Origin of the sequence: Helicobacter cetorum MIT 00-7128 (assembly GCF_000259255.1) — a bacterium.
GTDB lineage: Bacteria > Campylobacterota > Campylobacteria > Campylobacterales > Helicobacteraceae > Helicobacter > Helicobacter cetorum_B.
Map to the genome: position 1 here is coordinate 35090 of NC_017737.1, position 23321 is coordinate 58410.

The following is a 23321-nucleotide window of genomic DNA, read 5'->3' on the forward strand; positions in this document are numbered from 1 at the left end:
TATTTCCTTTCGTATTAAACTTCTGGCTCTATTGTATCCTTTTTAACTTTCTTTTGCTTGAAATCTACAATTTTTGGCATTATAGTGGTCGTTTCTACCCTAAAAGTGGGAGAATGCGTAGAACTCTCTCTTTCTTTAGAGGTATTTTGAGAATTTTGGCTATGTGTAGATTGCATTAAAACTTGATTAAAAGAGCTTGAAACAGCTTGGCTAAGATTGGTGCTTAAAGTAGTAATCAATTGAACGCTCTCTCTAATACTATTATGGGTTTTAAAAAACGCATTGATAAAAAAGGGCACACTTATAATTAAACCCAAACAACAAAAGAGTGCCACCAATAATAAAAGCGCTAAATCCTCTCTTGCATGCATTTGAGCATTCATTAAAACTTGCATAATATAAGCGTTTAAAAAACCTACTAAAAGAATTAAAGGTTTATAAAATCCTAACGCTAGACATTTTTTAAAACATATCCATAGCACACCACGCCATGCTTTAAAAAACCCAAAGGCTAAAAATAGCACCCCTAAAGAGCACCACACATGCACTTCTAGCCACACCAATATAATTAAAGCAAACATCACGCTTAAAAAAAGAGCTTGCAAAATACCCAAAATAAGCCATAATGACCATTCTTTATGAGCTAAATCCCATATAAAAGTAAGCGCAGAAAAAGCATAGTTGAATAAAAAATCCAAACGCAATACAAGCGTGTCTTGCATTTGATTTTCTAAGCTTTGAGCCAATGAGTTAGTTAATAAATCCGGCAAAGCAAAAATTATCTTTTTAAACAATATATAAAAAGTATCTATATGATTAAGCGCATAATTAAATAAGGCAAAAAACCCTACAAAAAACAATGTCTCTAAGATGGTTTGTTTGCTAAACAAATTCTGCTCTTTCAAGCGCTCATAAGCAAATACCATAAACGCTAAAGATACAAGAGAATTAAAAACTAATTGCGCATGCAAACTATATAAGAAAAAATCTGCAAATTGTCCCAAAATCGCTGTAAGTGGTGTGATAAACCAAGAAAGAACCACTTCATAGGCATTTGGTTGCATGCAAAATTCTTTTAGCGGATTTTTAGATAGAACTCAAAACGATTACGAGAAACTAAAAGTTCAATTTTTTCACTACTTAGCGCCTCTCTCAAGGCTTTATCATTTAAGGCTATTTTATGGCGATTAACCCATAAGATTTTATCGCCAATTCTTAGCAAATTCAAACCTTTTGGTAAATTCTTCCCTAGTGCTACAACAATAAAATCTTTATCTAGTTTGATATGATAGCGCTCCAAAAAAGTATCTTTAAGCAAAAATCCCCCATAACGCCTATTAACTCTTACAACAACTTCTTTAATACGCTTATTGCGCCTGATTACTACTCTTGCAAGACTATGGTATTTAAGATTGCTTACTATCCATGCAAATTGCGCATGGGTTTTTATAGCATGCTTATTGATACTGATGATTTCATCGCCCTTTTTGAAAGGATTATGAGTAAAAAAGGGGTCAAACTGCCCCACAATCAATCCTTTATTTTCTTTTAAGCGCACTCCAATATCCCCATAATAGGGCTTTTTTTGGTTTAAAAAACGCTTGATATAGCGTGTTTGGATAAAGGAAGTTCCCCCTATAGTTAGCCCTAACATTTGATAACAAATATTGCTAATCACTCCATTTGGTTCAGTAGGCTGAGAAAATCTAGCATAGTTAGTATAATCTTGTTGTAAGGCAACTAAATCTCCCGATTTTGCCCCATAATAAGATATGCCTACCATAACCCTTTCTAGCGCCATTTTATCCAAGGCTCTCATTTCATAAGCAAACTTGCTTGGCTCACCTTGTAATAAATACAACCCAATAAAAGGGTCGCTTTTTAGCACTTTGGCATGTTTTGGATAAGTTTTAGAATAATATAAATATACGCCTTTAGGTAAAACTTTTAAAGCTACGCCCCCACTTTTTAGACTAGCTTGTTTATAAAAGGCTTGACAATGTTTAAAATCATACGCCCCAAGTAAAATTACATTAACACAAAGAGCGATTAAAATTCTATAGATAATCAAAGCTTAGAAAGATTCCCTAGCATATCAAATGCCATGCTCTTTTTACTCTCTTCTACGCTTTTATACCCCTCATTTAAAGCACTCATCAAATAAATTTGCATAGCCTCTTTATCTTCTAGCAAACTATCATCAATTTGCAAATCTACCAATTCGCCCACACCATTAAAGCTTACACTCACCATTCCACCCCCACTTTTTGAAGTATAAATCGTGTCTTTATTTTTTTCTTCTAATTGGCTAAATTCTTTTCTAACGCCATCTAACAGACCACCAAATTGACTCAAATCAATCATTATTTCCTCACTCTTTTGTTTGAATTTCGTTGTTTTCATTCACCAAGACAATGCTAGGTTTATATGTATTTGCCTCATCTTCGTTCATGCTTGCATAGGCTATAATAATAATCACATCGCCAATAGCAACCTTTCTAGCTGCCGCCCCATTGACACAAATTTCGCTTTTCTTTTTCCCTAAAATCACATAAGTGCTAAAGCGTTCGCCGTTATTGACATTTACAATTTCTACTTTCATGCCCTCTTTAAGTTTGGCAAGCTTTGCTAAGTTCTCATCTATAGTAATTGAGCCTACATAATTGAGATTGGCATCAGTGATTCTAGCTCTATGAATTTTGCTATAAAGCATTTCAAAAGTCATGGTTGTTTTACCTTTTTTGAGTTTTTAAGCGCTTTTAAAACTACTTTTCCCTCTTCTAATAAACAAGTTATTTTATAAGGGGGTTTAAATGTTTGCAAAAGCAATAAATCACATAATTTTGTCTTAATTTCATTATGAATGATTTTTTTAATCTCTCTAGCTCCTAGGGCGTTTTGCTCGCTCTTTTTGGCAATCATTTTAAGCACTTCATCATCAAAACTTAGTGTTATACCTTGCTCTTTAACTAATGCTTTTAATACTTGCAATTCTACCAAAACAATTTGTTTAAAATCATTCAAACTAAGCGCATTAAATGGCACAATCGCATCTATCCTAGAGCGTAATTCTGGGGTTAAAAATTCTTTAATCGCCCTATCATACTTGGTATTTTTAGTATCAAAAAAGCCTAGCATATCTTTATCTTGACTTCCAATATTTGAAGTCATAATCAAAATAGCATGCTTAAAACTTGCTTTATTGCCTAAATTATCACTCAAAGTGGCATTATCCATAACCTGCAAAAGCAAGTCATAGACATCAGCATGGGCTTTTTCAATTTCATCTAAGAGCAACACACAATGAGGGTGCTTTTTAAGCGCATTAACTAATAGCCCCCCTTGTTCAAACCCTACATAGCCATTAGGACTTCCTATTAACTTTGCAATACTATGAGGCTCTTTATATTCACTCATATCAAAGCGTTCAAAGTGCAAATCTAAAGCCTTGGCTAATTCTTTAGCTAATTGTGTTTTTCCTACCCCACTAGGCCCAGCAAACAAGAAACTTCCCATAGGCTTATTGTTTTGACTAAGCCCACAATACTGAATCTTAATAGCATTACTAATAGCCTCAATAGCCCTTTCTTGAGAAAAAATCTTATTTTTTAGTGTTGTTTCTAAATTTCTTAAAAGCGCTTTTTTATCGCTACTCAAACGAGCTTTAGGGATTTTGAGCTTTAAGGCTAAAATCTCTTGCACATCACTAGCGCTCACTTTTTTGCTGTTTTTAAGCGCAATCTTTTTATTCGCCCCCACTTCATCTAATAAATCAATCGCCTTATCAGGCAAAAACTTATCATGCATATAATAGCTTGTTAAATCCACGCATGCTTTAAGAGCGTTTTCATCATAACGCACTTGATGATGAGATTCATAAAGGGGAGCAAGTTGTTCTAAAATAGAATAACACACTTCTTTGCTAGGCTCTTCTATTGTTACAAGAGAAAAGCGCCGACTAAAAGCTTTATCTTTTTCAAAAGTGTTGCGATACTCTTCAAAAGTCGTTGCCCCCATACATTTCAAACTCCCATCAGTTAAAACCGGCTTTAAAATATTGGCCGCATCTAAGCTCCCTGAAGTGCTAGAGCCTGCTCCTAAAATTGTATGGATTTCATCAATAAATAAAATAGCATTAGGGCTTTTTCTAATCTCTTTAAGCACTTTTTTTAAACGCTTTTCAAAATCCCCTCTATACTTAGCTCCAGCTAACATTAGTGCTAAATCTAAAGAAAAAATCTCACAATCATATAAAAATTCTGGCACTTGCTTATTGATAATAGCTAGTGCTAACCCTTCAGCAACAGCACTCTTTCCTACTCCTGCCTCACCAAGCAATAGAGGGTTATTCTTTTTTCTGCGCCCTAAAATTTCTATAACCCTTAAAATTTCATTTTCACGCCCAATTACTGGGTCTAAAAGGTTTTCTTTAGCTAAAATGCTTAAATTTTTAGCGTATTTTTCTAAAGCCTCATTCTTTTTTTCTTGCTCTTCTTTTGGAATAAAGGGCATGGTGTTTTTGGTTAAATACAAACGAGTAATCCCAAAACTAGCCATAACTTTTGAGGCATAGCAATCTTGTTCTTCTAAGATAAAAACAAGCAAATCCTCTATTAAAACTTCCTCTAAATGGCTCGCTTGAGCATGCATTTTATGAAATACTTCCATTAAGACAAAACTTCTATCTGGCACTTTTGCGGGGTCATTTTTTAAAGGCACATATTGCAACAGATAGTCTTTAAGCATTTGGCACATTCTATGATATTCTTTTTCTTCTAAGGCACTAAAAATTTGTGCGCCACTCTCATGCTCTAAAATTGCTAATAGCAAATGCTCTGTGGTGCATAGCGCATGGTTAAAATCTAGGGCTAAAGTCAAAGTGTGGGTAATGATTTCATTTAAGGTTTGATTCATATCATATGCCATTATTTAACCTCTTCTACAACAAGTTGCAAAGGGAAGTTTAAAGCCCTAGCCCTATCTCTTACACATTGTGCTTTATACTCAGCAATATCATAAGGATACACCCCACAAACCCCCTCACCCTCATGATGAATGCTTAACATAATGGTTTGTGCCTCTTCTAAAGGCTTATCAAAAAATTCTCTTAACATAGAAACTACAAAATCCATTGTCGTATAGTGGTCATTAAGCATTAAGACTTGAGACATTTTAGGCGTAGGCATTTCATAGAGCACTGAAGTATCCGCAGAAACCTTATGCGCTGGCATTAGAGATTCAAAAAATTCATGGATTTGTTTCAAACGCACAGAAATACCCTTTTAATTTTATTTGGCAACCATAATAGGAATAGGCGATTGGTCAATAAAGCGATTTTGGTGCGAACCAAATAAACGATACAGCAAATTAGATTCACTCGCTCCAATCAATAACAAATCATAGTCCTTAGCCATATCTAAAACCACATCAATAGGTTCGCCACTTTTTAGCACTTGCTCGCATATAATGCCCTCTTTTTCAAAAAGGGTGCTAAACTCTTGCAATAGTGCCTTAGCCTTTTTTTCTTCTAAAGCCTCTGTAGTGCCATAATCCATCATTCCATTATCCGCATAAATAAATACTTCCATACTTACATGCAATAAAGTAAAACGCACGCTTTTAAGCGAATGAGCTAACTTAATTGCAGACTCTACAGCGTTACGGCATTCCTGAGTGTCGCTAATTCCAAACAAAATGTTCATAAGACCACCCTCAATGATTAGATTATTATCATTATAGCAAAATAACTTCAAACTAAAATTACGCTAACATGAGTTGAGATTTGGCATTTAAAACATGGAGTTAATATGAGCGTGGTTCTTTTTGTTAGTGCGACTAATACCAACATTGGTAAAACTACTTGCGCAAGAGAGCTTGCAAAAATTTGCAATACTCAAGGCATTAAAACGATTTTATTAAAACCCATTGAAACAGGTGTGAGCTTGCTAGATAAATCAAGTGATGCGCATTTATTTTTAAAAGACAATCAAGCATTGAATTCTTCACTCCAACTAAATGATATTTCAATCTATCGCTATAACAAAGCGTGCGCCCCACTCATTGCCCAACAAGAGGAAAATCCAAGCATGCCTATTGAATTAAATAAAATCAAGGATTTAATAGAGCATTTTAAACAGCGCTATGATTTAGTTATTGTTGAGGGGGCTGGGGGCTTATTAGTCCCCATTACTTTAAAAGAGAGCATGCTAGATTTAGCCCTAAAATTACAAGCTAAATTGCTTTTAATTAGCCATGATAATTTAGGAATGATAAATGATTGTTTATTGAATGATTATTTGTTAAAATCTCAAAAATTAGATTATAAAATCGCCATTAATCTAAGAGAGGATAATACCTCTACTTTTGAGAGCGTGAGTTTGCCCTATATTAAACAATTTAACAAACACGCTTTAAACCCTATCTTAATCTTTCAAAAAGACTTAAAAAAATTAATGGATTTTATCATTAAACCACTTACGCACTGAATGTGCGCTAATAAATAACCCCCCTAATAATAGCGCATACAAAATCCAACTAAAAATAGGCTTAGAAACTTCGCTATTTTCCTCAAGAGGTTTGATAGAAATAGCGTTAGCAAACATATCAAATAAATTAATACGCCACCCATAATATTTCACTTCTACACGCTGATTGACTAAGCTTTGAGCTAGAGCTGAAATGTCAGCAGAATTGAATTTGAAATAAAAGGGAAAGCCAAAGCGTGTGTCTTCATTGCGAAAAACTATCACATCTTTTTTATCATTAGGGTTATAGGTTTGGATAAAATACACATCTCTAGTAGGCCCTTTAGGCAGATGAGAGTTATTGACTAAACCATTTTTATCCATTCTTTTGACTTCTATACCACTTATAAAAACCGCCTTATAATGAGGCATGAAATAACTCACGCATAGCATAAGCGCTAAAAATATCATCGTTAAAAAAGATAAAACTATATTACGCACAATTTTCATAATAACTCCCTATTTTGAAGTGTAAATTAAAGCTAGTATTTAAAAAGTATTATAAGTAAAAAATAGAAAAGAGACAAAATAAGGCGCTTAAAAATAAGCGCCCTTTTTAAGAATATATTACATGCATTCAATCATCACATCAGCAAATTCAGAGCATTTAACTTCAGTAGCACCTTCCATAAGGCGGGCAAAATCATAAGTTACTTTCTTGCTCTTAATCGCTTTTTCCATAGAAGATACGATTAAATCAGCCGCTTCTACCCAACCCATATGCCTTAACATCATTTCAGCACTCAAAATAATAGAGCCAGGATTTACTTTATCAAGTCCGGTGTATTTAGGAGCAGTGCCATGCGTTGCTTCAAACATGCCCACCGTGTCATTGAGATTAGCCCCTGGAGCAATGCCAATGCCCCCAACCATTGCAGCTAATGCATCAGAAATATAATCCCCATTCAAATTCATGGTAGCAATCACGCTGTATTCGCTAGGGCGTAATAAGATTTGTTGCAAGAATGCATCGGCAATCATATCTTTTATAATGATTTCTTTTCCGGTTTTGGGGTTTTTCAACGAACACCAAGGACCTTTATCAATGATTTGAGCGCCAAATTCTTTTTGAGCTAGAGCATAGCCCCATTTCATAAACGCCCCTTCAGTAAATTTCATAATATTACCCTTATGCACGAAAGTTACGCTTGGTTTGTCATTATCAATCGCATATTCAATCGCTTTTCTCACTAATCTTTCTGTGCCCTCTTTACTGATAGGTTTGATACCTATACCGCTAGTTTCTGGGAATCTAATTTTAGTAACCTTTAATTCATCTTGTAAGAAAGCAATAAGCTTTTTAGCTTCTTCGCTACCTTGCGCCCACTCAACCCCTGCATAAATATCTTCAGCATTTTCTCTAAAAATCACCATATCCACTTTGTTAGGCTCTTTTACAGGGCTTGGACTACCATACCACCTAACCGGTCTCAAACACACATACAAGTCCATCTTTTGACGCAAAGCCACATTTAATGACCTAAACCCTTCTCCAATAGGCGTAGTCAAAGGCCCTTTAATAGACACTTTGTAATGATTAATCGCATCAATGGTATCAGGGAGTAGCCATTGCTCTTCAGGGCTTAACTCTTTGTGGTCTTTGAATTTGTTATAGCACTTTTCGCCTACAAACACTTCATACCATGCGATTTTTTTCTCGCCTTTATAAGCTTTCTCTACCGCTTTATCAACAACTTTAATCATCGCTGGGGTAATATCAGAACCAATGCCATCGCCCTCAATAAAAGGAATAATAGGGTGATTTGGCACACATAACTTGCCATCTTTAATTGTAATTTCTTCGCCCTCTGTGGGTTTAGATAAAAATCTAGGGTTATAAGCCATTAGAAATCCTTTATTTAAAAGTGTAGTAAGATAGTATCACAAAATTTCAACCCAATATTTAATAGTTTGGTTTGCTTAAGACAAAAGATTACAAAATACCCCACTCCTTTAATCCCCCTACTTAAAAATTCACCACATAGTTAAAATACAAATTAACATTATCTCTATAGATAATAGTCTCTTTATAACCCTTTAGATTACTTGTAAAATAATCATTAGTGATTAAAGGAATTTTAAACCCTAGTTCAATACCACTATGCTTAGAGAAATTACTTCTAAAGCCTATAACTAAAGGAAGTTGGAAAGCACTAGTGTGTAGATGAGCTTTACCACCTAAAGCTTTAATGTCTTTTGCATAATCATTTAATAGAGCATAGTTTGAATTATCCCAAGTAGAACCTAGTAATTCTACTCCTAGTAGAATACCTGTAGTATAGAGACTATTCTTACTCTCATAGAAGTTATATAAGAAATCAAAGCCTGCACCATAAGTATGGTGATTGGTTTTTCCTAGGTTATTGTCTTTATTGTTAATGGCAGTATTAGCACTAGAATACATATAAGAGTAAGTGGCATAACCTCTAATACCAAAATGCTTTTTCTTACCAAAGAAGTATTTATAACCTATTTGGATATCTAGTCCATAGGCTGAGTTATTAGTTCTTTGGGTTTGAGTAGTAGGCTGTGTATAAGTAATAGAGCTTGTGGCTACTTGGGAGACATTGTTTTGTGCTTGATGAACTACTTTACTAGCGTTTTGAATAACTTCAAGGGTGTTAGCTAGTGGCTTTAAATTCTCTTTATTGTCATTGCCATTAGATAAACTACTATCTATAGATTTTTGTATTTGTGTAACTAATGTGTTTAAAGCCTCATTAGCATTAGACATTTGATTGCTTAAAGAAATAAGGCTTACTTTAGAGTTGTTGTTTAATTCAGAAGTAACTTGTTTTATAAGACTAAAGACATTATTCAAGTCTTTGGTAATCTCCTTATAAGCTTTTGTATTCTCATATGAATTAAGTGTAGGGTTTTGATTTTCTAATGCTGTTTTTAACTCACTAAGGTTATTTTGTAATTGCAAGAGAGAAGTAGTGGTTTGATTTATTTTAAAGGAATTTGGAGCTAGAGTGATAGTTGTTCCATTAATGGCTATTTTAGTTGGGGTTGTTGGGTTAGGGTTAGAAGTAGGATTAGCATTCTTGCTTTGCTTAGGGTTAGAGCCACTATTAGGGTTTGTAGTTGAGTCAGCACTAGGGTTTTGGTTCTTGCTTTGACTTCTATTAGGGTTGGGGTTTATTGGGGTGTTATCAGATTTATCTTTTTGGTGAGTTGAAGGAATGGGTGGAGTAGGCGATAGTGGAATTGTTTTAGGTTGTGGGGATTGGTTATTATGTGGGGTTGGAATGCTTGGTGTATGCGATTTGCCACCATTGGTGTTCTTATTGGAGTTATTATGATGTTCTTGACTGCCATTGCCACTTACTATATGTGGGTTATCATCATTTGTTTCCTTGTTAGAACTATCACTATTATTAACTATGACTTTATTATGCTTATCATCTTTAGCTGGCGTATTACCCCCATTCTTATCGTGGTTACTAGAATTTTTAGGATTAATCACAATGCTAGGCACAGCTTGCATTCCATTAACATTGGCAACTTTTTCAACCGAAATGGAATGGTTACTAAAAGTTTCTTTTAAGGTAATGTTTTGACCACCAACATGATAAAGCACATCATAGGTGTTAGTCCCAATGTCCTTATACTCACTCGCACTCTTTCCATTAAGCATAATCAATCTATAACGATTATTGGTATAGCTACTTGCCAATTTGGAATAATCAATCACGCCATTAGTGTTTAGCACTTCATAGGCTTGATTATTTTCTATAGCACTTAAATTAAAGACAGCATTATTCTTTAATTCAATCGTATTATCAGCTAATAATTGAGAAAATGGGTCGTTATTATTTTGCGTATTAATCGTATTTTTCCCTGAAAAAATGATGGTGTTCCCATTACCGAAATAAAATTGTCCCCCCTGATTAAAGGTATCTTTCCCTGAAAAAACTACATCTCCTGTGCCAAAGTTGTAATTAGCACGATTAAAAGTTGTGCCATTAAAGGTGGTGGTAGAGTTAGTAAGGTTATTGAGATTAGAGGCTTGGATATTAAAATTATAAGTCCCCAATGAAGTGGAAATCTCTGTAGGAGCTGTGTTGGATTGCGTGCTTTTTGAATTACTATTTGGTATAGACCCATTGAAAGTTACACCATTATTAAAAGTAGTTATCCCAGAAAAGCTAATGCTAGAAGTGTTATCACTATTAAAAGTGGAGCTAGAAATTTCATTTTTACCACTAAATGAAATAGTAGAATGATTGCTGTTGTTAAAAGTGGAATTATCTGATACTTTATTCTTGCCACCAAACGAAATTGTAGAGCTATTGCTATTGCTAAAAACATCATTGGCAATAGTGGTAATTCTAACGCCAGTAAAATTCAAAGTAGAAATATCTGAGTTGTCAAAATAACTCCCACTAATAAAAATCGATTCTAAATAACCACTAGTATCGACTGAACTTTGATTATTAGAAGTTACTTTGGCATCATTAAAATTGAGCGAGAAACCACCAAGCGATAAACTTACATTATTTTTTAATACAAAATTTTGAGAAATATTGATAGTGTTAGCATTTAAACTCATACTTTGAGAAGGAGAATAGTCTTTGTTTGTTTTGTTTTCAAAAGCATCATTACTTAATGAAAGAAAAGCCTTATCGCCCAATTGAATATTTAAAGAACCATCACCAACATTTGATAAAAACTTTAGAATGTCTTGAAAATTGTCAAGCGTATAATGTTTTGTAGAGTTAGATATGCCATAAATATTAGTATAGTTATTAATATTGGCTTCAACATCAATTTTTGGAAAATTAGACTGATTAGCTTGGCAATCACTCAAAGCACTCGTTATATCAGTAACATTCGCCACTAGATATAAATTTGTTGTTGATGTATATTCGCCTTGTGTAAGGGCATTGTAACTAATCTGACAATTACCACTTGCCAACACTTCCTTTCCACTTAAAAGCACACTTAAGACTAATGAGGCTTTTAAGAATTTCTTATTAAATATCATTGCTTGAACTTTCATTTTATAATATTCCTTTTTCTTTTATTTAGAAATTTAATCAATAGCTTTTATTTAAAGAAAGCCTATAGTTATATATGACTACTGATTTTTTAAAAATCAGAAAAAACTATTTTTTATTTATGTGTATGTGTGTGTGGATAATATTTTGTGCGTTTAGCACAAAAAGAAGTTATATAAGTCTATGTAGGTAATTGGAATAAATAGAGTGTTAGTTTCTTCTTAAGAGAGAGAGAGAGACGGAATTTTTGAGATTAATAATCATTTCTTGTTTTACCTTGCATTCATTTTGTTGCACACTATTGCCTTTTATGGATTTTATGATGTTAAATGTTGGGAATTTAAAAACCAAAGAATGCTAACATAATGTTTCTTAAGATTGAGTGAATTTTGAAAAATATTTTACAAGACTAGAATAAGAATTAAATCATAATCTAATCTTTAAAAAGTTAGAATATCTCAATATAAACTGTTGTAAGATTAAAAATATGGATTAAAAATTCAAGGTTAAAAATAGAAAAATACCACTCTAAAAATCATTAAATCTCTTATAATTTTGATTAGGTATTGTTTTTAAATAGAGTTATCAATATTAAAGGTTTAATTTTGTGTTTAAAAGTAGCGCTTTAAGCTCAATGTAAAAAATGATAGGCGTTTTTTAAAAAAGAGTGTTTAACTTTTTGGCTTATAATCACAAATGTTGCGTAAAAAGTGCGAAGTTTAATACAAAAGGAGTCCTAATGTCTATTACGCTAATCAATAATGAAAACAACGAGCGCTATGAATTTGAAACCATTAAATGCACTCGTGGGCCAAAGGCGGTTGATTTTTCCAAGCTTTTTGAAAACACAGGGTTTTTCTCCTATGACCCCGGATACTCCTCTACTGCAGGGTGTAAATCTACTATTAGCTATATCAATGGTAAAGAGGGTGAATTGTATTACAAGGGGCATAAAATTGAAGATTTAGTCGCTAAATACAAGTATGTAGATGTATGCAAGCTCTTGCTTACAGGCGAACTTCCTAAAAATGCTGATGAATCTTTAGAATTTGAATTGGAATTGCGCCATAGAAGTTTTATCCATGAGACTTTATTAAACATGTTTAGCGCATTCCCTACCAATGCCCACCCTATGGCAAAGCTCTCTAGTGGTGTGTCAATTCTATCTACTTTATATTCTGCGCATGGGGATATGCACAACGAAGAAGATTACCAAACTATGGCTAGAAGAATCATTGCTAAAATCCCTACTCTAGCTGCTATTTGCTATCGCAATGAAGTAGGAGCTCCTATCATTTATCCTGATATTGCACGCTCTTATGTAGAAAACATTCTCTTTATGTTAAGAGGTTATCCGCATAGTCGTTTAAAACACACCATTAAAGGCGAAGTTGAAATCACGCCTTTAGAAGTAGAAGCTTTTGATAAAATCCTAACTCTTCATGCTGACCATGGGCAAAACGCCTCTTCTACCACCGTTAGAAATGTCGCCAGCACCGGTGTGCATCCTTATGCGGCTATTAGTGCAGGGATTTCGGCTTTATGGGGGCATTTGCATGGGGGGGCGAATGAAAAAGTGCTTTTACAATTAGAAGAAATTGGCGATGTTAAAAATGTAGATAAATATATTGCAAGAGTAAAAGATAAGAATGACAGCTTTAAGCTTATGGGCTTTGGGCATAGGGTCTATAAGAGTTATGACCCAAGAGCTAAAATTCTTAAAGGCTTGAAAGATGAGCTCCATAAAAAAGGTGTTAAAATGAACGAACGCTTAGGCGAAATTGCTGCTAAAGTGGAAGAAATCGCCTTAAAAGATGAGTATTTCATTGAAAGAAATCTCTATCCTAATGTGGATTTTTATTCTGGAACGATTCTAACAGCTTTAAAAATTCCGGTTCGTTTCTTTACGCCGGTATTTGTAATTGGTCGCACAGTGGGTTGGTGTGCGCAACTCTTAGAGCATGTCAAAAACCCTCAAGCTAGAATCACTCGTCCAAGACAAGTGTATGTAGGCGAATAAGCTTGACATTAGAACCAATGCTTAAAAAAGCTCATTTTTAAAGAGTGTTTTAGAGTAAGCCTAAAGCTTGCTCTAACGATTAAACCCCTATTATATCAATTAAGAAATTTAGCCCATGCATAATGCCAAAACCAATGGCTAACATGTTTTTGATGTAACTTAAAAATAAGGCATAAAAAAGCCACTAACTTTTCATTAAATTCTTTTTATGGTGCAATAATCTTGCTTGATTTTAAAAAATCCATATCCTTATCAAATAGTTTATCAATGTTTTAATCAAATAAAACCTAAGTATTTTATTGACTTACCTACAAAAAGAGTAACCTTTAATAAAATTAAGCCCCCTTTAAATGCAAAATAAAAAATAATCAAAGCTAAAAAACGATACAATTTTTAAGCATTTTGTAAAAAGCAAGCGAGAATTAATTTTGTGAGATTATTAAGTCCTTTTTTAAAACCCTTTAGTCCCCTTTCGCCCCTAAAGGCAACCTTTTTTTATAGCATTGCTTTTTGCATTCTCTATCATGTGCCTTTATTTCATTATGCTTACACCCATTCAGAGCCTAACACCTTTAGCTCTTATCAGCTTTTAGCAACAATTGCTATTGCTATCATTAGCGCTAATGGCATGCTTTTTCTTGTTCTTAGCCTTATCTCTAGGAAAATCTTACGCTTTTTTGTAATTGTTTTTGCGCTATTTAATTCTATTGCATTATATTTTATTAGCACTTATCACATCTTTTTGAATAAGAGCATGATGGGGAATGCACTTAATACCAACACCAATGAGGCTTTGGATTTTATTAGTTTTAAAATGTTTGTCTTTTTGGTGTTTTTAGGGATAATTCCTAGCTATATTTTTTATAAAATCAAGCTTAAAGATTCTCAAAGAAAGCACCAAATTTTAGCGCTATTTGCCTTAATACTTCTCTTTGCTCTCAATGCTTTTTTGAATGCTAAAACTTGGTTATGGTTTGATAGGCATGCAAAATTTGTAGGAGGTTTGAGCCTACCTTTTGCTTATAGCGTGAATGCTTTTAGAGCTGGTGCTTTGAAATTCTTTGCCCCTAAAATTGAGCCTTTACCCCCTTTAAACCAACAAGCAAAAGTACTCTTGTAGTGTTAGTTATAGGCGAAAGTGCAAGAAAGCATAATTACGCCCTTTATGGTTATGAGCGCCCTACAAACCCACAATTAAACATAAGGCTTTCTAAAGAAGAAATCAATGTTTTAGAGGCAACTTCTTGTGCGACCTATACCACTGCAAGCCTAGAATGTATTTTGGATTCTTCTTTTGAAAAATCTCATTTTAGCACTTATGAAAACTTGCCTACTTATCTTAATAAACATGGCATTAAAGTTTTTTGGCGTAGCGCTAATGATGGAGATAAGAATGTGCAAGCCACTTCATACAAAAAACGCTCTGAGCTTATTAAGGATTGCTTAGAGTGCAAAGACTTTGCGCCTTATGATGAGGCCTTACTTTATAATATGCCTAAACTTTTAAATGAGCATGCTAATGAAAATGTTTTGCTTATTTTGCATTTGGCCGGCTCTCATGGGCCAAGATATGATAAGAAAGTCCCTCTAGCTTTTAGGGTGTTTAAACCCTATTGCTCAAGCGTAGATTTAGCTAATTGCTCTAAAGAAAGCCTCATTAATGCCTATGACAACACAATTCTTTACAATGATTTTGTCCTAGATAGGCTTATTGATTTGTTAGAAAAGCAAGCACGCCCCACGCTTATGCTTTATGTAAGCGACCATGGCGAGAGCTTGGGCGAGGGGGCATATTATTTACATGGGGCTCCAAAAGCCATTGCTCCTAAAGAGCAATATGAAATCCCCTTTATTCTTTATACTAACGAATCTTTTAAAAAAGAGCGCAAGCTTTTTATCCCTAATGCACCCCTTACGCAAAAAAGTATCTTTCATAGTGTTTTAGGCGCTTTTGGTGCAGACAAGAACCCCGATGATGTGTATAAACCCCAATTAGACTTATTTAAAAACAAGGTAGCCCCCCAATGAAAAATCTCTCTTATTATCAAAAATTTAAGTGTCTCTATGTGCAAAGTTTGCCAAAATCTATCTCTAAAAATATTATTGGATTTAATATCTTGCTTATGCTCTTAGGCATCTTAATCCCTTTCCCTAAAGTGCCTAAGCACCATAATGTGCCATTAGTGTTTAATCTAACCGAGCATTACACACGCTTTATCCCTACGATTCTTTCTGTAGCTGTTCCTTTGGCTAAAAGAGATGTTATAGGGCTTTTTCAAGTGGCTAATGCCTCTATTGCAACCACTATTCTCACGCACACTCAAAAAAGAGCGCTCAATGATGTAACTATCTATAACCAACGCTTAGGTGAACGCCCTTATGGGGGTAATCACAACATGCCAAGCGGACATTCATCTATGATAGGATTAGCAGTAGCATTTTTAATGCGTAGATACTCCTTTAAGGGCTATTTGTGGCTCTTTCCTTTAGTGCCTTTGACTATGCTGGCTCGCATTTATTTAGATATGCACACCATTGGAGCAGTGTTAGCTGGGCTTGGTGTAGGAATCTTGTGTGCAAGTCTTTTTACAAGCCCTAAAAAGTCTTAATTCCTATTTTTATAATCCTCATAAGAAAAGTCCTTTAACACCTTGAAGCCTTTCTTGTCTAGTTTGGCTAGACTAGGGAGTGGCACACCATTAAAGGTATTGTTTTTAACAATTGTATAATGCAACATGTCTTTAAAAAGAATTTTATCGCCTCTTTTTAAAGGGGTATCAAAGCTAAAATTTTGCATAAAATCCCCCGCCAAACAAGTAGGCCCACCTAAGACATACGAATAAGTGCCCTTATTTTCGCCCTTTTCAACTTCTATTACTTCTTCATTATTTTCTACAGAAATTTTAAGGATATTAGGGCGATAGGGCATTTCCAAACAATCTGGCATATGAGCGCTAAAAGAAGTGTCTAAAATAGCGATTGTCTCTTCGTTCTGCACTAAATCTACTACGCTTGCAAGTAAAAATCCGCATTGCCACCCAATAGCCTCTCCGGGCTCTAAAATCACTTCTATATTGTTATAGCGGGCTTTAAAGTCCTTAATAATTTGAATCAGTAATTTGACATCATAATCTTCTCTAGTAATATGATGCCCTCCGCCAAAATTCACCCACTCCATTTGCTCCAAATAGGGCTTAAAATGTTTTTCCACATGTTCTAAAGTGCGTTTTAGGGCATCAGAATTTTGCTCACAATGCGTATGAAAATGCAAGCCATTAATACCCTCTAAGCCATGCTCTTTAACACCTTTTTCAAATTCACTTGGTGTAATACCCAAACGACTTACTTTAGCGCATGGGTTGTAAATAGCTGGGGTTACTTCACTATAAAGGGGGTTGATTCTTAAGCCCATTTTAATAGGGCTTAACCCTAAATTTTCTAAGCTTTTATTTTTGTCCAAGATTATATCTCTAAATTTTACATACTGATAAAAAGAATTAAAAACAATGCTTGTAGCAATAGGCAAAACTTCTTTTAAATCTTCTTCTTTAAACGCTGGGCTATAAACACAGATTTCTTTATTAACTTCTCGCCCTCCAAATTCCTCAAACGCTAAATTAGCCTCATAGACCCCACTTGCACAGCACCCACTTAAATATTCTCTTAAAATATCAAATTCACGCCAAAAAGCATAGCCTTTTAAAGCAAGCAAGATTTTTGCGCCACTTTGCTGTTGCACAAAATCTAAAATCTTAGCGTTTTCTTCTAAGCGCTCACTTTCTAATACATAACAAGGGGTAGGAATAGAACTATACATTGAAAAACTCTTTTTAAGAAACCATAAATTGTTTCACGACTCTTTCAATATCTTTGGGGTTAGATTTGGAAATGAAATCATCAGCTCTTAAACTCCTAGCCATATCTTCATTAGAACTCCCACTCATAGAAGAATTAACTACAATAGGGATTTTAGAAGTTAAAGAGTTAGCCTTAACCTGCTTAATCACTTCAAACCCGCTTGCCTCTGGCATTTCTAAATCCGTGATAATTAACCCAATATTGCTCACATCAGTTTCAGCGCTAAACAAATAATCTAATAATTTCTTACCATTAATGAAGTCAATATGATGCACCCCAAGCTTATCTAAAATCATTTGCATAGTTTTTAATACGCTTGGAGAATCATCAGCGAGCAAGACGCATTTTTCAGAATGCACTTTAGAGAGCTTTTCTAAATCATCATGCTTTTCATCTTCAATCCAAGGGAAGACATCTACAAGCATTTTTTCAATATCTACCACTTGCACCAAGCGCCCATCAAAATAGCGTGTGCGACTCACTAGCTTATTGTTTCCGGTTGAGCCACCCACACCAGCACTTTGCTCCATTTCAGTCCATTTCTTATTTAAGATTCTATCAGCCTCATAAATACGCACCCCTATTGTCCAGCGAGAAAACTCACAAATCATAATGATGTCATCTTCGCCTTCTTCTTTTTCTATCTTATAGGGGCGTAAATCTTTGGTTTTATTCTTACTATCATAATAGAACCATTTTTTCATATCAATTAGAGGGATTGTTAATTCCCTAATAATAATTAAACCCTCTACAAGCGAACTACTATCATGGCTAATAATCGTAAGCCCTCCATGATATTTCACTACCTCACGGATTTTAAACACATTTACCGCATACAAATCTTTATTTTTCCCAAGCCTAAAACACAATAATTGCAATTCATTATTTTTATGCAAACTTGTAACTTGGTCAATGCCTGCTAAACTATTAGCCATGCTCACCCCTTATCTAGTAGGTTTTTCATATAATGTATAATTATATCGTTTTTGTGCTTAACTCAACGACACTCTAATACAAGGCTTTTTTATGACTAATCTTTATGGCATTTATGCAATCAGTGATGAGAGCTTAACCCCCTATACTACTTTAATCGCACAATTAAAAAGCGCCATTAAAGGGGGGATTAAAATCTTTCAACTAAGAGATAAACATAATAATGATGCTAAATTGCTACCCATTGTGCAAGAATTAAATGCTTTATGCAAGCAACATAATGTTGCCTTTTTCTTAAATGACCGCTTAGAGCTTGCTATCAAAGCTCAAGTTTTTGGCGTGCATTTAGGCAAAGAAGATGCCACTATTTTGCAAGCTAAAAAATACTTTAAAGGAAAAATAGGCATTTCATGTTATGGCTCTTTAAAAGAGGCGCAAAAAATGCAAGATTTGGGCGCTAGTTATGTTGCCTTTGGTGCATGTTTTAATTCCCCTAGTAAGCCTTTAGCCCCAATAATAGATTTAAATCTTTTAAAAAACGCTAGAGAGAGTTTAAAAATCCCTATATGCGCTATTGGTGGCATTACGCTATCTCTTTTAAAAACACATCATTCTTTAAAATATGCTCATATGTTAGCGTTCATCTCTGATTTATGGGGCTTAAAAAATGAAAGAAGTTTAGATGAAATTACAAATCATGCCAATCAATTAAATCAAGCTTTCAATATATAACGCACCTTTAGAGCTATTTTAAATGCTTTAAAATAAAGCCATTTTTAAAGCTACGCACATACAAAATATTATTACGATTAGAGCAAAACGCTTGGGGTGTGATAACAAATTCAGAGGGCAACTCTTTGGCATTAATAACTTCAGGGACTTTTAGAGATTTTTCACAAGGTTGCAAGCTAAAAGAAAGCGCATTGATATTTCCCGCTTGAATATTATAACGCTCAAAAGCTTTATTGTTTAAGCGAATGGCATAAAATTTATGCGCAAAAATGCTTGTATTTCTTGTATCTGCAAAAGTGCTTGCTGCGGCATATAAAGAAGTTGCTAACCCTCCAATAAACCCTAGATAATGATTGGCTACTGCCTCTACGCCTACTTTAAAAGCTGCTGAGAGAATCGCTCTTGTAATAATGTAAGGGAGTTGCTTTCTAAATTCACTCGCTACAACTGCATCCATTAAAGAAATGACTTCAAAAGACCTTTGCTTATTGTTTCCTACTTGAAGACTAAAATTTTGATAAAAAGTTTCCCCCTCTTCTAATCTAGGCACAGCCAAGCTTGCATCATAAACTGAATCAAACATAGGAATTGGCACATTCACTTTAAATTCACTCTTTTGGGGTTGCTTGCCATCTTCAATAATAATCCAAGTAAATTTATCTTTAGTTGGATTTTGAAAAAACAATAAATCCTTAGCAATGATAGGGCTTTGATTAATTCCATAGGCTTCTTTAAGATAATCTATCCCTTTAGCCCTATCCCCTTCTAGTGCATAAAACAATCCTGAAAGATAGGAAATAACCGGATTAAGCAAGCCTTGATAAGCTTGATATTTATCCAAATTAGAGTAAGTAGCGTTTAAAATTTCGCCTACTTCTTCTCTGGAGCGCTCCATATTGATACGATGATTCTTGCTTGAATCAATCTCTTTAATCGCTTTTTGCACTTCTTTATAATAAAACTCTTTAGCCCTTCTTTGACGCTCATTAGCACGATTAAATTCCACTCTTGCATTCGCATTATCATCTAAAAGCATGTAATCAATAGCTTTATAATAATTAATAAGCACGCTTTCATAAATATTGCCTACATAAGCACGCACATTATCATTAACAATCGTAGCACCCACATAGCCTGCAGATTTAATAAACGCATTTTGTGTGGTATCAAAACGCTTTTCAGCCATATCAAGCATCATCAAAGAGTCCTTATAATCCCCTGCATAAAGTGCGCTCAAACCATTTTGCATATCCCATAAAAGGGCGTTTTTCTTTTGTTTGGTGAATTGCTTAGACCATTCATAGGCTTTTTTGGGGCTTTCTTCATAATAGATAGTGTTGAAGTGTGCCAAATCCATGCGATAGCCTATACAACCTGACAACAACACCCCAAAAATTGCCCAAATTAGTAATACTAAGCGTCTCAATGATTCCCTTTTATAGAAAAGTGATGCAATTAAATTTGAAAACTATCATAGCATTTTTATTAAAACATAAGCTTTTTATTGATAGAATAAACCTTAAGCTCTTATTTAGACCTATGCAATAGGATTTTAGGGTAATGCTTCAGGGTAGGAATACAGCAGAGCCCCCTAATTTCTTGTGTGCCTTAGTTATCTGGATAGGGGCGTTTTGACTCGCCCTTTTAAATCTCATTGATGATAGCCTTTTGTTTTATCAAAGATTGATGAAAATTATGATTGTTTTTTTAATATGCCCCCAATACAACCAAGAATAAAACATAAAAAAACATTCACTTTTATCACAAAAGAACCTCTCTTTTTGTTTATATAAATTATTAAAAGACGAAATAAATGTTTTATGCGATATTTATAAAAACCTTTTTAAGTTAGTGCTGACCTATTTTCCTATCATTTTTTCACGCCAATTTTTAGGATAATCTCTTTGCAAAGCTTTAATGCTATTAACATGGCTAGAATCAGAATTAAAAACCTTTAAATACTCCCCTAAAATATCCAAATTAACATCAATCATATTAGAACTCCCATCATTTAAATTCTTGACTAAGACTTGCCTAGCGTATATGGGAGTATTTTCCAAAAAAGAGATTTCCGCCTCACTTAAAGGCACATTAAAATTTTCTTTCAATTCTTTGGCATTTTTTTGAGGGTATAAGATAAGCGTTCCCATGTTGCTTAAAAAACTATGAGCGTTTCTTACCCCACTTAATTGATGAATGTCTTGCAAGGCTAAGACCACCACCCCATTAGCCTTTCGTGCTTGCGTGATAAGAGCGTTGATTTTAGTATTAAGCAAATCATTTTCTACATAGGATTTAAACTCATCTAAAAAAACCAAAAACCCACCATCATTTTTCCTAGATTCTTCTAAGATTTTATAAAATAAATAGTAAGCTAAAAGTCCCAAGTCTTTGGGGCTTTGAGTGATAGCGTCTAAATTGATAACATTTAAAAAAGCGTTTGTATCTAATTTGTCATTAAGAGCGTTAAAAAGGGGGTTATTCAAATACGGCTCTAAACTCAAATTCAATTGATTAGATGAAGTTCTTTTAAGCGTTTCTTTAAAATCCTTTAAATCAAAAGCTTTAGGATATAAAGTGTTATAAAGGCTCATAATAGCATTAGAAATGGCATTCACATCTTCTGTCAATTCCTTATTGCGTGAAATAGGGTCTTCTATGTTTAACATCGCTTGATAAAAGGATTGCAAAAATTGTATGTTCTGTGCGTTTGGCTCTAATGAAAAAGGGTTAATGCTAAAACTAAGCCCATCATGATAATGCCCCCTAAAAAACTTAGTGAAAGAATACAATCCTTGCATTCTATCAAAGGCTAAGATACGCATTTTTTCATATTTTAAAGCACTCATCATTAAAAAGCTCATTAAAGTGCTTTTGCCACTTCCTGTTGCTCCTATGATTAAAGTATGCCCATTGACTTTAGCAATTTCTTTAACCCCCTCATGCTTAACTTCTTGGTTATGAAAGTTAAATAAAAAAGCGGAGTTATCCAAATTTTTAAACACACTCAAAGGACTATTCCCCCATGAATTAGCTTTAAAGCCTGAATTTTGCTTTTCAAAGACCATTAAACATGCTAAAGCTTTAGAAGTTAAAAACCGCAAGCGGTGGTTTAAATGAATGCGTTCAGGGAAAAAGGAAAAATACCCCCCCTTTCAAACCAAAAGTTTCTATTACACCCACTAAGCCTTCTTTAGATAAAATCCCTAAAACTAAGCTTGTTTGAGCGTCTAAACTCTCTAAACTAGGGGCTTTTACAAGAATGTTTAGGGCGAATTTTTGCATAGATAAACGCCTTGTTTTAACCAACTCTTCATATTCTAGCAATTCATTTTTGACTAGATTAGACATGCTAAAGCGTGAGCGCTCTTTTAAAAAATTTAAAGCCTTATTCACGCTCATAGGCTCTATAGAAAAGATAATATCTAAATTGATTTCTTGATAAAGTAAGTTAGCCATAATAATGGAAGTAATGCGTTCACTCTCATAAGCCTTAATGCCAATAAGACGGCTATAAATCTTATTTTGAGACATCTCTTGAATAAAATAATCTTTTTCAAAAGTTACCGAACTAGCAATATAACTATCGCTTAAATAACGCCCTATTAAAGGCTTTAGGGGCAATTCAAACCCATTGATATATTCGGCATAAAAATTCAAAACTTCTTTAGAATTTAAAAGCTTAGGGCGATAATTTTTTAGCTTAAGCTGTAAGCTTTTAAATGCCTCTTCTAAAAGATTCGCCTTATAAGAAAGCGTGTCTTTAAGCCTTTCTGTTTCTAATTCTTTAGAGACTTTTTTGTGCAACAAGCGCTTTTTCTTGTATTTTAAAAACCCTTGTAACGAGCTTGTGCTTTCTAACACCAAAAAATATTGGTTTTCAAAAATTTCTTGATTATAAGAACGCTCCAATAACGCTTTTACATATTCACAACTTGCTTGAATATCTTGCTTATAAGCATATTTGCGCCTTTTAGCAACAATCCTTACGACCACTTCTTCTAAAGAGTCCAAAGCCATTTGTCGTTCTGTGAATAAATCTTGCAGCTGCTCAAAACTCAAATGTGAGTAGCTTGCGCCCTCTAAACTAAGAATACCTACTAAATTTTCATTTTTAGTGAGCAAAAAATTTTCATCATACAAGCCTAAAATGTTATTTTCTTCACTCATAGAATAGCTTTTAGGCAACGCACTAGAAAGCCATGATAAAACTTTTTGCTGCAAAAAGGAAGTGATTTTTTCTAACATACT

At 34.2% G+C, this 23321-nt stretch carries 17 protein-coding genes, 1 other RNA gene and 2 pseudogenes; 6 read left to right on the plus strand and 14 right to left on the minus strand.

The window, feature by feature from the left end; translation table 11 throughout:
* Positions 1-14: 14 nt before the first annotated feature.
* From HCW_RS00185 to HCW_RS00215, 7 genes are all read right to left on the minus strand, one after another.
* Positions 15-1064, minus strand: coding sequence for an NADH-ubiquinone oxidoreductase (locus HCW_RS00185; protein WP_014660213.1), 1050 nt, complete (start codon positions 1062-1064; stop codon positions 15-17).
* An 11-nt stretch (positions 1065-1075) separates the two neighbouring features.
* Entirely contained in the window at positions 1076-2068 is a 993-nt protein-coding gene (locus HCW_RS00190) for a DUF7488 domain-containing protein (protein ID WP_043902703.1), read from the minus strand.
* Positions 2068-2361 carry a YbaB/EbfC family nucleoid-associated protein gene (locus HCW_RS00195; RefSeq protein WP_043902704.1) on the minus strand — a complete coding sequence of 98 codons (294 nt, stop codon included), beginning with the start codon at positions 2359-2361 and terminating at the stop codon, positions 2068-2070. The genes HCW_RS00190 and HCW_RS00195 overlap by 1 nt, the downstream gene beginning before the upstream one ends.
* 10 nt (positions 2362-2371) lie before the next feature.
* Complete coding sequence (panD, locus tag HCW_RS00200; protein ID WP_014660216.1) at positions 2372-2725, minus strand: aspartate 1-decarboxylase; 354 nt, start codon at positions 2723-2725, stop codon at positions 2372-2374.
* Positions 2722-4926 (minus strand): AAA family ATPase, encoded by a 2205-nt coding sequence (locus HCW_RS00205; protein ID WP_014660217.1) that lies wholly within the window; start codon positions 4924-4926, stop codon positions 2722-2724. The genes panD and HCW_RS00205 overlap by 4 nt, the downstream gene beginning before the upstream one ends.
* A complete protein-coding gene (locus HCW_RS00210) occupies positions 4926-5186 on the minus strand; it encodes an ATP-dependent Clp protease adaptor ClpS (protein WP_418904588.1) in 261 nt (86 codons plus the stop codon). The genes HCW_RS00205 and HCW_RS00210 overlap by 1 nt, the downstream gene beginning before the upstream one ends.
* Positions 5187-5288: 102 nt before the next feature.
* Entirely contained in the window at positions 5289-5702 is a 414-nt protein-coding gene (locus HCW_RS00215; protein WP_014660219.1) for a universal stress protein, read from the minus strand.
* Between the two features lie 105 nt (positions 5703-5807).
* Between HCW_RS00215 and bioD the strand changes: the two genes are divergently transcribed.
* Complete coding sequence (bioD, locus tag HCW_RS00220) at positions 5808-6485, plus strand: dethiobiotin synthase (RefSeq protein ID WP_014660220.1); 678 nt, start codon at positions 5808-5810, stop codon at positions 6483-6485.
* Here bioD and HCW_RS00225 read toward each other — a convergent pair.
* The 3 genes from HCW_RS00225 to HCW_RS08980 all read right to left on the minus strand — a co-directional run bounded on the left by HCW_RS00225 (position 6450) and on the right by HCW_RS08980 (position 11529).
* Positions 6450-6977 carry a DUF1523 family protein gene (locus tag HCW_RS00225; RefSeq protein WP_043902511.1) on the minus strand — a complete coding sequence of 176 codons (528 nt, stop codon included), beginning with the start codon at positions 6975-6977 and terminating at the stop codon, positions 6450-6452. The two genes, bioD and HCW_RS00225, sit on opposite strands and share 36 nt — an antisense overlap.
* Before the next feature lie 114 nt (positions 6978-7091).
* Positions 7092-8369 (minus strand): isocitrate dehydrogenase (NADP(+)), encoded by a 1278-nt coding sequence (icd, locus tag HCW_RS00230; RefSeq protein ID WP_014660222.1) that lies wholly within the window; start codon positions 8367-8369, stop codon positions 7092-7094.
* A 121-nt stretch (positions 8370-8490) separates the two neighbouring features.
* Positions 8491-11529, minus strand: coding sequence for an outer membrane beta-barrel protein (locus HCW_RS08980; protein ID WP_014660223.1), 3039 nt, complete (start codon positions 11527-11529; stop codon positions 8491-8493).
* Between the two features lie 737 nt (positions 11530-12266).
* On the opposite strand from HCW_RS08980, the gene HCW_RS00240 reads away from it, so the two are divergent.
* The 3 genes and pseudogenes from HCW_RS00240 to lpxE all read left to right on the plus strand — a co-directional run bounded on the left by HCW_RS00240 (position 12267) and on the right by lpxE (position 16156).
* Positions 12267-13547, plus strand: a complete 1281-nt coding sequence (locus HCW_RS00240) for a citrate synthase (protein ID WP_014660224.1) — start codon at positions 12267-12269, stop codon at positions 13545-13547.
* 628 nt (positions 13548-14175) lie between these two features.
* A pseudogene (eptA, locus tag HCW_RS00245) lies at positions 14176-15575 on the plus strand (phosphoethanolamine--lipid A transferase EptA).
* Positions 15572-16156 carry a lipid A 1-phosphatase LpxE gene (lpxE, locus tag HCW_RS00250; protein WP_014660225.1) on the plus strand — a complete coding sequence of 195 codons (585 nt, stop codon included), beginning with the start codon at positions 15572-15574 and terminating at the stop codon, positions 16154-16156. Before eptA ends, lpxE begins: the two are co-directional and overlap by 4 nt.
* Here the strand turns inward: lpxE and nspC are convergent.
* Both nspC and HCW_RS00260 read right to left on the minus strand, forming a co-directional pair.
* Positions 16153-17364 carry a carboxynorspermidine decarboxylase gene (gene nspC, locus HCW_RS00255; RefSeq protein WP_014660226.1) on the minus strand — a complete coding sequence of 404 codons (1212 nt, stop codon included), beginning with the start codon at positions 17362-17364 and terminating at the stop codon, positions 16153-16155. The two genes, lpxE and nspC, sit on opposite strands and share 4 nt — an antisense overlap.
* 13 nt (positions 17365-17377) lie before the next feature.
* Positions 17378-18340, minus strand: a complete 963-nt coding sequence (locus HCW_RS00260; RefSeq protein WP_014660227.1) for a chemotaxis protein — start codon at positions 18338-18340, stop codon at positions 17378-17380.
* 91 nt (positions 18341-18431) lie between these two features.
* Here HCW_RS00260 and thiE point away from each other — a divergent pair, with 91 nt between their 5' ends.
* Entirely contained in the window at positions 18432-19070 is a 639-nt protein-coding gene (thiE, locus tag HCW_RS00265) for a thiamine phosphate synthase (protein WP_014660228.1), read from the plus strand.
* Between the two features lie 13 nt (positions 19071-19083).
* On the opposite strand, the gene HCW_RS00270 is transcribed toward thiE, so the two are convergent.
* Positions 19084-20496 carry a COG3014 family protein gene (locus HCW_RS00270; RefSeq protein ID WP_014660229.1) on the minus strand — a complete coding sequence of 471 codons (1413 nt, stop codon included), beginning with the start codon at positions 20494-20496 and terminating at the stop codon, positions 19084-19086.
* 102 nt (positions 20497-20598) lie between these two features.
* Here HCW_RS00270 and ffs point away from each other — a divergent pair.
* An RNA gene (gene ffs, locus HCW_RS09210) (signal recognition particle sRNA small type) lies at positions 20599-20696 on the plus strand.
* A 233-nt stretch (positions 20697-20929) separates the two neighbouring features.
* Here the strand turns inward: ffs and HCW_RS00275 are convergent.
* Positions 20930-23318: pseudogene (locus HCW_RS00275) on the minus strand (VirB4 family type IV secretion/conjugal transfer ATPase).
* Positions 23319-23321 lie beyond the last annotated feature (3 nt).